This is a genomic window from Streptomyces ipomoeae 91-03, assembly GCF_000317595.1.
Lineage (GTDB): Bacteria > Actinomycetota > Actinomycetes > Streptomycetales > Streptomycetaceae > Streptomyces > Streptomyces ipomoeae.
In genome coordinates this window covers 1-9,280 of the sequence record NZ_AEJC01000633.1, presented here as the reverse complement: position 1 = coordinate 9,280, position 9,280 = coordinate 1, and the positions used below count along the sequence as shown (strand labels likewise).

The window sequence follows — 9,280 nt, the reverse complement described above, 5'->3', positions numbered from 1 at the left end:
CCGGCGGTCGGCTCAGAGCCTGGTCAGGGAGACCAGCCAGGCGCGGACGCCGTTCGGGGCGACGGTGGCGTCGATGGTGCTGGGCTCGATGGAGTCGATGCGCCATCCGTCGGCGAACGCGGCCTCGATCTCCTCGCGGGACACCCGGTGCGGCCCCCAGTCCTCCGGCTGCTGGTCGCTGAAGGAGAGCACGAAGCAGCGGTCGCCCGGCTTCACCACCGAGCGCAGACTGTCGACGTAGGCGGTGCGTTCGGCGCCCTCGAACCGGTGGAAGAGCCCGCAGTCGAGCACGGTGTCGAAGGACTCCCCCAACTCCGGCAGCCGCAGGGCGTCATGGCGGAGGAACCGTGCCGTGAGACCGCGCTCACGCGCCTTCCTCTCCGCGATCCGCAGGGCGTTGGAGGCGAGCTCGACCCCGGTGGCGTCGAGACCGAGGGCCGCGCACATCAGGACGTGCTCGCCGGTACCGCAGCCCACGTCCAGCACCCGCCCCCGGAAGGCGCCGGCTTCGGCGAGCGCGAGGAAGGCCGGCTGGGGTCGGCCTGTTTCCCAGGGGGTCGCGCCTGTCTCGTACAGCTCCTCCAGGAAACTCGGGTCCTGGTGACGGGCGTACACGGATTCTTCGGGCATGGGAACACCTTTCCATCGGTTGTCGCTCGGCGCGCTCGCACCTGATGAACTCTGCATTTCGCGACGGCCTTCCCTTCGGACATCGCCGCCGTTTCCCGGATCTCCGCCCTTTCCCGGAGGACCGGCGCCGTTTCGGACAGTGGTTCCGGGCCGCCGTTTCGGGTCCGACCGGTCAGTCGCCGTTCTTTTCGGCGAGGGCCGCGAACAGCGCCGGCAGACCGCCGGTGGCCGCCGCAAGGCCCAGGTGGTTGTGGTAGTCCCGCGAGGACACGATCAGCCCGTCCCGTACCCTCATGACCACGATGTTCGACAGTCGCACGGACCGGCCCCCGGAGATCTCGATCATGTCGAATTCCCACTCGATCACGATGACTTCGGGGTCCAACGTCTCGTGGATCACAAGGTTGTGGGCCTTGACCCTGAAATCTCCCGAGCCCTGACTCCTGAAATGCTCCCTCAGCTGGTCCCGGCCCTCCCAGCGGGTCGGCCCGAGCATGCCGAAGACATGTTCCATGACGGCGTCCTCCGCATAGAATTCGGCGAGTTCGACCCGCGACCCTTCTTTCTGACGTTCCTCCAGCAGTTCGGTGACGACTTCACGGGGGCTTGGACCTTCCGACATGACCACCTCGCGAGTGAGAGCGGGACGAGTGAGAGTGGGATCTGTTCCCGGGTCGGGCGTCGATCGCGGTCGCGGATCAGCCGCGGAACGCGCTCGCGTTCTCGGCCGCCCACTGCGCGAACGTCAGCGCCGGACGACCTGTCACCTCTGTCACGGTCGACGTGATCGGGGCGGCACGGCCCACCGACTGGGCCAGACGCCGGAGGATGCCGTCGATCGCCGCGCCGAAGTGGTCCTGCATGCTGTCGACGGCCTGCGCCTGCATGCCCCGCGCGAGATAGTCCTCCCGCGCCACCTCCGGGGACACTTCCTCGAACCGGAACGGCAGCCCGACGGCCTCCCCGATGATGCGTACCTTGTCGTACTGGGTCAGCGACTCGGGGCCGGTCAGTACATACCGCTCGCCGACGTGGTCGTCCGTCAGCAGCCCCCGTACGGCCACCGCCGCGATGTCCCGCTCATGGATCGGAGCGGTGGCCGCCATGCCGTACGCGCCGCGCACCGTGCCCGTGGCGCGCAGCTGCTCGCCCCAGGTCCACAGCGCGTTGGTATCAAACTCGCCGGGCCGCAGGATGGTCCACTCCAGGCCCGACGCCTTGACCAGGTCCTCGCTCGCCTTGTGCCACTGGGCGAGCATGCTGGGCTGCTCGGCCATCCCGTCCTGAACGGACGAGGAGGAAAGCATCACCACCCGACGCACCCCCTGTTGCCGGGCGAGTGCCAGGAACTCCTCGGTCGTCTCGCCCACCGCCGACAGGTTCAGGAACACGGTGGCCACCCCGTCCAGCGCCGCGGCCACCGACTCGGGCCGTAACAGGTCGCCACCGATCACCTCGGCCTTGTCCGGCAGCCGGCCCGCCGTCGGGTCACGGGTCAGGGCCCGCGGGGTGGCGCCCTCGGCGAGCAGCAGGTCCACGACATGGCGACCGACGTTGCCGGTCGCACCAGTCACCAGGATCACGGTGATCTCCTCAATCTCACAGCTGCCTCCAGACAGACGGAACTATCGACGAACGGTGGGTGCGGGAAGGACGAGACCGTCAGGCTCCGGCCGGTACGACGGTCAGGGCCAGGGCGTTCAGCGCCAGCGCGGTCACGGCGAGCACCGTGCGGGTCAGATGCCAGCGGCGCCATTCCGGACGGGGGTCACCCCAGTCGGGCGGCAGCCGTTGCGGGTCGAGTGCCTTCACCCGGCGGTTGATGGGTACGTTGCGGAAGTGTGAGACGACGGAGACGGCCAGCAGGAGCAGGGCCGCCGTGCCGAACAGCGCCGTGCGCGACCAGATGTCGGAACCCATCGCCAGGGCGAGGTCGGCAAGGGCCGAGGCGAGGACGATCACCGGCATGGTGGGGTCCCAGTTCCTGCCCAGCAGCTGGTGGACGTACACGTAGCGGGCCGCGGGCATCGCCGCCATCGCCGGCACCACGCTCAGCGCGACCGCGAACAGGACGCCTGCCGTCAGCCCGTTCCCCAAGAGCACCAGCACCCCGAGGAGTTCGGCCATGGCCGTCATGCCGCCGGGTGATCGTCCGCCGAGAGCTGGGTGAGCACCCTCATGGTGGCGTTACGGAAGTACTTCTCGAACCCTTCCTCGGTACGAGTGTCCCGCTGCTCCACGAGATACGGGGCGAGCCTCTTCTCCACCGTGTGCACGCCCTGTTGACGGGCCATGTGCCCGGCGATCGCGGAGAAGTCACCCTCGTAGTGGATCACGCGGACCATCACGTCGTCCTTGATGAACACCGCGGTGCCCAGGAGCCGTCCGGCGGCCGACCCGTCCCGGCCGGGCAGCACCGGGGTGTCGACCCGCTTGAAGTCCCGGAAGATCTCCGCGATCTCGTCCTCGTGACCGGGCTTCACCCGGTAGGTCACAGCAGCGAACGGCATCACATACCTCCATCGACAGTCAGAGTTGCACCGCTGATGCCGCGGGAGTCGTCACCAGCGAGGAAGAGCACGGCGTCGGCCACGTCCCGCGGTCGGCACAGCCGCCCGAGCGCGGTCGCGGCGAGCAGCCGTTCCAGCACATGAGGGGGAAGGTCACTGCCGGGGTCGTCACTCGTGACGCCCGGGGCCACGGCGTTGACCCGGATCTGCCGGGGACCCAACTCCTTGCACAGGCCCCGCGTGAACCCGATCATGGCGGCCTTCGAGGCGCCGTAGTGGGCCGACGCCGGTCGGCCCCGCAGAGCGGCGGCCGAACCGACGTTGACGATCGACGCGCCGTCGGCGAGCAGCGGCAGCGCCGCTCGTGACACGAGGTACGCCGAGGTGACGTTGTGGTCCATCACCCGGTGCCACTGCGCCGGTTCCAGGTCCTCCAGCAGAGCGTGGCCGTCGACCCCCACGTTGTTCACCAGGACGTCCAGACCCCCGAGGTGTTCTCGGCAGACCTCCAGCAGACGCCGAGCCCCCTCGGCGTCGGTCACGTCCTGTCGGATGATCCGGTGCTCGTCGCCGTGCTCCGCCAAGTCGCCGGCCAGCCGCGACACCTCAGGACCCTCGGCCCTGTGGCACGTCACGACGTGGGCTCCCGCCTCGGCGAACGCCAGCACGGTGGCCCGGCCGATCCCGCGTGTCCCCCCGGTGACAAGCACTCGTTTCGCTTTCAGTCCATATCCCATGCAGGTCTCCGTCTCTCACGCCACGTCGGTACGTCGACCCTGGGCCATCGCGCTCGCATCCGGTTGGAGCCCGACTAGAGCCGTGTGGACGGCACGGCCCGCCGCGGGAATGTCGTCGACGGCACCACGCCTGCCGGCAGGCCGTGCGTCAGACCAGCGGCGAACGCGGCTGGCTCCACCCGCGCACCGGCGCCGACACCGACCGGCTCCGGTGTGTCCCGCTCGGCCGCGTCGCACGCGAAGTCCAGCTCCGCCTTGGTGTACCGCCACCCGAACTCGTAACCGATACCGCTGCTCTCCGGCCCCCGGCACACATGGGCCAGTTGCACCTCGACGAACTCCTCCAGCAACGCCTCCGCCGCCGGAGTGGCCACCCCCAGGACGGTTCCGGCCTCCTCGGCCGTGATCACCGAATCCACGGCGGCGAGAGCGCGGAAGGCCGACCGCACAGGAGGCGTCAGAAGCCGGTACGTACGCCGGAAGCTCGGGAGGAGGGCGGGCAGCGTCGAGCGGTCGAGGATCCGGGCGACGGACCAGTGCGGACGCATCTCGAGCTGTCGGGCCACGGTCCTCAGGGCCCCGGGCAACCCTTGGCACAGCTGGATCACCTTGATCACCGCGTCGGCCTCGTAGGCGAGCCTGTCCGGTCCCAGGGTGTCGGCCAGGAGGTCCCACGCCTCCGTGTGGCTCAGCCGGGAAGCAGGCACCACCGCGGTGATCCGTGGATCGGAGAGGCGTCGTCGGCACGTCAACAAGGTGGCGCTCCGAGAACCCCCGGGCAGCAACGGGATGAGCTGGTCCACGTCCACGACGTCGTCCAGCACCACCAGCACCCGGCGGTCCGCGGCCCAACTGCGGAACATCCGGGCACGCTCGTCGACGTCCTCCGGAATGTGGTTGGGCGGAAGTCCCACCGCACGCAGGAAATCGCCCAGAATCTCTCCCGGCGGCACAGGCCGGCCAGCGGGTGTGGTCATCTCGGCCCACAACTGACCGTCCGGGTAGTCGGCGCGGACCTGGTGAGCGGTGCGCACGCAGAGGGCGGACTTGCCCGATGCGGGGGCACCGGTCACGACCACCACCGGCCTGCCGACACCTGGGCCGTCGGCCAGCGCCTGGCAGAGAGCCTCCAACTGCGGCTTCCGTCCCACGAGCCGGACGTCCGGGGGCAGTTGGCTGGGCGCCGGGATCGACGTGGCGGCGGACCGTACGGCGGTGGTGTCCTCGGGCAGGTCCAGCGAAGGGTCTCCGGCGAGGATGCGGCTGTGCAACTGCTGCAACTCCGTGCACGGTTCCAGCCCGAGCTCGGTCGCCAGCGCCGATCGGGCCCGGCGGTAGGCGGTCAGTGCCTCCGACCGGCGCCCGGACCGGTACAGCGCAAGCATCAGCTTGGCCTGTAATCCTTCGTCGGTGGGGTTCGAGGCGACCAGCCCGAGGAGTTCCCCCACCGCTTGGTGGTGCAGTCCCAGGCTCAGCTCGGCCTCGATCCGTTCCGCGACCGCGGTGCGACGCAGCTCCTCCAGCCGGACCGCCTCCGTCTGCAGTACGGAGCCGAGGTCGGTCTCCGCCATCGAGGTCGCGCCCCACAGGGCGAGTGCCTTGTCGAGTGTCTGGACGCCCAGGAGGGTCTCGCTCGCGGCGATGTGGGCGCGTCCCTCCGCCACCAGGGCGGTGAAACGGTGTGCGTCCACGCACTCGGGAGGAAGGCGGAGCAGGTAGCCGGCGGCTGTCGTCTCCAGTGACACCCGCGCGCCGGACGCGTCGGTGACCCGGGCCATGAGCTTGCGGAGTTGGTAGATGTAGGTCTGCAGGGTCGTACGGGCGCTACGGGGCGGGCGATCTTCCCAGAGCTCGGACAGGAACTGGGCGGTACTCACGACGCGACCGGCGTTCAGGGCGAGAAGCATCAGGACCCGGCGCAGTTTCGGGGCGGACAGCCTCACCGCCGACTTGCCGTTGCAGGTCAGCTCGAAGGGTCCCAGAAGGCGAACCTGGATCAATGGGGGCACCGTATTTCTTCGTTCGCTGCGGCTTGAAAATCCCGGTAGTGCCACTGTCTTTCGGCATTCGGGCAACCACATTGTGAGGGTGGGGGACATGGCTGATTGCTGACGCAACAAATGCCTGGCGCCCGGCGTTCCCGGCACAGGAACAGTGACGCCGTATGCCTCAATCAGCCGAGATGATCAGCGGCAGTACAGGAGACAGCCTGTGGCCTAAGTTGTGCAACTGTCAATAGTTCATTGCATGAATGCAGGATGCATCGACATTCACAGGTCCGATGACCAGAACTCCCGCCGTGTGAAGGATGTGACTGCTGGGAAGACGTGATTGGACCGGTTCGTCGATGGATGCGGGACGCGGGCAGGGAAGTGACGGTGACCGGATCGTGAGACAGTTATTTTCGGCGGATGACAAGATGTTTGAAGTGATGCGGCGGAGTCCAGGTTCGATCCATTCCGCGGCGGAGCTTTCCGGGATTCTGGGCGTTCATGCCGCCCGTGCGAGAAATGCCCAGAAGTCATCGGTGGGGCGCCGACGGGCGGGAAGAATGTCCTGGTGGCTGCGCCGAAGTCGGTCACGGCTCGATCGACGACCATAACGTGCTGGCCAATTCGCATCGCCTTTCGCCCGGCGGGAACCGGAACTCCCGCGGGCGGTACGGCGCCCGCGTCCGCGTCGCCCGGCACCCGTTGGACACGGTTGGAAGCACATGTCGGCGCGGGTCGCGACCAGGGAGGCCGAAGCGCGTTGGACCGGCGTTCGAGCCGTCGTCGAGCAGATGTGTCGATGATGCGGAAGCGGTACCGGCCGGCCCCCGGGCCCGTGGGTGCGGGATCCGGAGCGCCACGGGCCGCCGGGGCCTCACACACCTACCAGGAGGAACCGTGAATCGGACGCTCATCGTCGCCCGGATGCAGCAGCAGTCGGCCCCGGAGATCGCGCAGATCTTCGCCGAGTCCGACGCGAGCGAACTGCCCCACCTCATCGGGGTGTCCCGGCGGACGCTGTTCACTTTCCACGACGTGTACGTCCATCTGATCGAGGCGGACGAGAACTTTCGGCCGAACCTGAGCCGGGCGCGGAACCATCCCCTCTTTCAGGATGTCGACGCCCGGCTGAGCGAGTTCATCTCCCCCTACGATCCGGGCTGGCAGGAACCGAAGGACGCGATGGCTCGCGCTTTCTACGAGTGGACGGCGGATCAGGGAAGGATCAGGTAAGAATTCTTCCGGCGTGACGCTCGCACAGACCCTCCGTCAACAAAAAGGTTACTCGGCGGTCTACTTCGCCCGGCAGGGGGAAGCGTGATGGATCACACATCTGGAGCAGGCCGGGGAATTTAATCGTGTCACCTTTCCCGGCCCATGCGGCGGGCTCATGAAGGGTTTGCCGTCGACCTGGGATGCACCCTGTTCCTCGGTTGAGGTCGATATTCCTCTGCTTTTCCGCCGGAAAAATCGTCCGGGCGCCGCCGACTGTGAAAGGGAACACGTTTATGCCTGAGATCGCCGCCCTCGGTTCCACGATGCACTACCTCGACGACGGCGAAGGAGTTCCGCTGGTCTTCCTCCACGGCAACTGCGCATCGTCGTACGTCTGGCGCAATGTCCTGCCGTATGTGGGCGGCGGGAGGCTGCTGGCACCCGATCTGATCGGGATGGGCCGGTCCGGCAAGCCCGACATCCCCTATCTGTTCGCCGATCACGCCCGGTACCTGGACGCCTGGACGGAGGCCCTACGACTGGACCGGGTCGTCCTCGTCGGACACGACTGGGGCGGCACGCTCGCCTGCGACTGGGCCGCCCGCCATCCTGAGCGCGTGCACGGCGTCGTGCTGCTGGAGAGCATCATCAAACCCATGACCTGGGACGAACTCGGACCCATGGCCCGCGCCCGCTGCGAGGCGATCAACACCCCGGGCGTCGGCGAGGAGATGGTGCTGCGGCAGGACCTCTACCTCCGCCAGGCGTACACGGGCGGCGGCGGAGTCCTGACCACCGTCGCCGACGACGACATGAACGCCCACCTCGCGCCCCATCCGACCCCCGACAGCCGCCGCCCACTGCTGGCCTGGGCCCGACAGATACCTCTGGACGGCCAGCCCGCCGAACTCGTCGCCCGTATGCGGGCGTTCAACGCCTGGCTCAAGGCCAGCCCGGACGTCCCGAAGCTGCTGCTGACCTTCCAGGGCTCGCCCACGCTCCTGGTCGACGAGGCCATGTCCTCCTGGTGCGCCGCCAATATCGCCGCGCTGGAGACCGTCCCTTGCGGTACCGCGGGCCATTTCGCCCCCGAGGACCGCCCCCGCGAGATCGCCGCCGCCATCTCCTCGTGGATCGGCCGACACCGTCTGCTGGAGACGCCCCATGGCGAAGGCGCTCGGCGGCTCCCCTGAGACCACGGACATCCCGACGGGAAGGAACGAACAGCGTGCAGGCAGTGATCATGGGTGGCACGTCCGGCATAGGCCTGGCCGTCGCCACCCGACTCACCAAGGCCGGGATCACCACGACCGTCACCGGCCGCGACCCCGAACGCCTGGCAGCGGCCGGGAACCAGGTCGCGGTCGCCGAGCGGCTCGACAGCACCGTCGAGGACGACGTGCGCGCGTTCTTCGAGCGCACCGGCCCGTTCGACCACCTGGTCCTCGCCTTCGGTCCCGGAATGACCGGCTTCGGCCCTCTCAAGTCCCTCACCACGGAGCGGATCCGGGACGTCGTCGACAGCAAGCTCCACGGCTACCTGACCGCCATCCGACACGCCCAGGTCACCGCCTCCATCACCATGCTCTCCGCAGGCAGCGCCCGCGTCGCCCGCCCCGGCACCGTCACCCTGGCCGCGGCGAACGGAGGCATCGAGCGTGCCGTCCCTCCGCTGGCCGTCGAACTGGCCCCGGTACGGGTCAACGCGGTCTCACCCGGAGTGATCGACACGTCCTGGTGGGCCGGTCTTCCCGGGGAACAGCGCGAAGCGCAGTTCGCCGCCGTGGCCGAGGCCGCGCCCGCCGGCCGCGTCGGACGCCCCGACGACGTCGCCATGGCGGTCGAGTACCTCATCAACGCCGACTACGTCACCGGCACCGTCCTGCCCGTCGACGGAGGCCTGACCCTGCCCCGCTGACCACGCCCTCGCACCCGGCCCGGTACGGCAGTCGCCGACCGGCCGGGCCGACCCGACTGCGCCCCGGCCGGCCCATCGGCGACCGGGGCCTTCGGCGTGGGCCGGGCCTTCGGCCGCCACGGCCCGGGACGCTCCGAGTGCGGCGCGAGCGTGTGACGGTCGTCGGCGGCGCCCCGGGGACTCCCCTCGGCTTCGGTCATGCGTTCCTTCCGGAGCCGGGCCGAACCGTCGTGCGAAGGTAATGGGCGGACCGCCGTACGAACAACGAACGGTGTGCGG

General features: G+C 68.9%; 10 protein-coding genes. 3 read left to right on the top strand and 7 right to left on the bottom strand.

The window, feature by feature from the left end:
* Window positions 1-12: 12 nt before the first annotated feature.
* The 7 genes from STRIP9103_RS41735 to STRIP9103_RS41705 form a co-directional block, all read right to left on the bottom strand.
* Entirely contained in the window at window positions 13-630 is a 618-nt protein-coding gene (locus tag STRIP9103_RS41735; RefSeq protein ID WP_009339189.1) for a class I SAM-dependent methyltransferase, read from the bottom strand.
* 172 nt (window positions 631-802) lie between these two features.
* Complete coding sequence (locus STRIP9103_RS45365) at window positions 803-1,252, bottom strand: nuclear transport factor 2 family protein (RefSeq protein ID WP_009339190.1); 450 nt, start codon at window positions 1,250-1,252, stop codon at window positions 803-805.
* 76 nt (window positions 1,253-1,328) lie between these two features.
* A complete protein-coding gene (locus STRIP9103_RS41725) occupies window positions 1,329-2,213 on the bottom strand; it encodes an SDR family oxidoreductase (protein WP_009339194.1) in 885 nt (294 codons plus the stop codon).
* 79 nt (window positions 2,214-2,292) lie between these two features.
* Window positions 2,293-2,766, bottom strand: coding sequence for a DUF1772 domain-containing protein (locus STRIP9103_RS41720; RefSeq protein ID WP_234022429.1), 474 nt, complete (start codon window positions 2,764-2,766; stop codon window positions 2,293-2,295).
* Window positions 2,763-3,140, bottom strand: a complete 378-nt coding sequence (locus STRIP9103_RS41715; protein ID WP_048822007.1) for a SchA/CurD-like domain-containing protein — start codon at window positions 3,138-3,140, stop codon at window positions 2,763-2,765. The genes STRIP9103_RS41720 and STRIP9103_RS41715 overlap by 4 nt, the downstream gene beginning before the upstream one ends.
* On the bottom strand, window positions 3,140-3,877 hold the full coding sequence (locus STRIP9103_RS41710) for an SDR family NAD(P)-dependent oxidoreductase (RefSeq protein ID WP_009339196.1): 738 nt from the start codon (window positions 3,875-3,877) through the stop codon (window positions 3,140-3,142). The genes STRIP9103_RS41715 and STRIP9103_RS41710 overlap by 1 nt, the downstream gene beginning before the upstream one ends.
* Before the next feature lie 74 nt (window positions 3,878-3,951).
* Window positions 3,952-5,877, bottom strand: coding sequence for an AfsR/SARP family transcriptional regulator (locus tag STRIP9103_RS41705; protein WP_009339191.1), 1,926 nt, complete (start codon window positions 5,875-5,877; stop codon window positions 3,952-3,954).
* A gap of 888 nt (window positions 5,878-6,765) precedes the next feature.
* Here STRIP9103_RS41705 and STRIP9103_RS52550 point away from each other — a divergent pair.
* The 3 genes from STRIP9103_RS52550 (at window position 6,766) to STRIP9103_RS41690 (ending at window position 9,001) form a co-directional block, all read left to right on the top strand.
* A complete protein-coding gene (locus STRIP9103_RS52550; RefSeq protein WP_009339186.1) occupies window positions 6,766-7,101 on the top strand; it encodes a TcmI family type II polyketide cyclase in 336 nt (111 codons plus the stop codon).
* Between the two features lie 275 nt (window positions 7,102-7,376).
* Window positions 7,377-8,276: a haloalkane dehalogenase gene (locus tag STRIP9103_RS41695; protein WP_009339200.1), complete on the top strand. Its 900-nt coding sequence runs from the start codon at window positions 7,377-7,379 to the stop codon at window positions 8,274-8,276.
* A 35-nt stretch (window positions 8,277-8,311) separates the two neighbouring features.
* Window positions 8,312-9,001: an SDR family oxidoreductase gene (locus tag STRIP9103_RS41690; protein WP_009339192.1), complete on the top strand. Its 690-nt coding sequence runs from the start codon at window positions 8,312-8,314 to the stop codon at window positions 8,999-9,001.
* Window positions 9,002-9,280 lie beyond the last annotated feature (279 nt).

Excerpts from the sequence above, each read along its gene's own strand:
- STRIP9103_RS41735 (WP_009339189.1), bottom strand. The coding sequence starts at position 630 with ATGCCCGAAGAATCCGTGTACGCCCGTCACCAGGACCCGAGTTTCCTG.
- STRIP9103_RS41715 (WP_048822007.1), bottom strand. The coding sequence starts at position 3,140 with ATGCCGTTCGCTGCTGTGACCTACCGGGTGAAGCCCGGTCACGAGGAC.
- STRIP9103_RS41720 (WP_234022429.1), bottom strand. The coding sequence starts at position 2,766 with ATGACGGCCATGGCCGAACTCCTCGGGGTGCTGGTGCTCTTGGGGAAC.
- STRIP9103_RS41695 (WP_009339200.1), top strand. The coding sequence starts at position 7,377 with ATGCCTGAGATCGCCGCCCTCGGTTCCACGATGCACTACCTCGACGAC.
- STRIP9103_RS45365 (WP_009339190.1), bottom strand. The coding sequence starts at position 1,252 with ATGTCGGAAGGTCCAAGCCCCCGTGAAGTCGTCACCGAACTGCTGGAG.
- STRIP9103_RS41710 (WP_009339196.1), bottom strand. The coding sequence starts at position 3,877 with ATGGGATATGGACTGAAAGCGAAACGAGTGCTTGTCACCGGGGGGACA.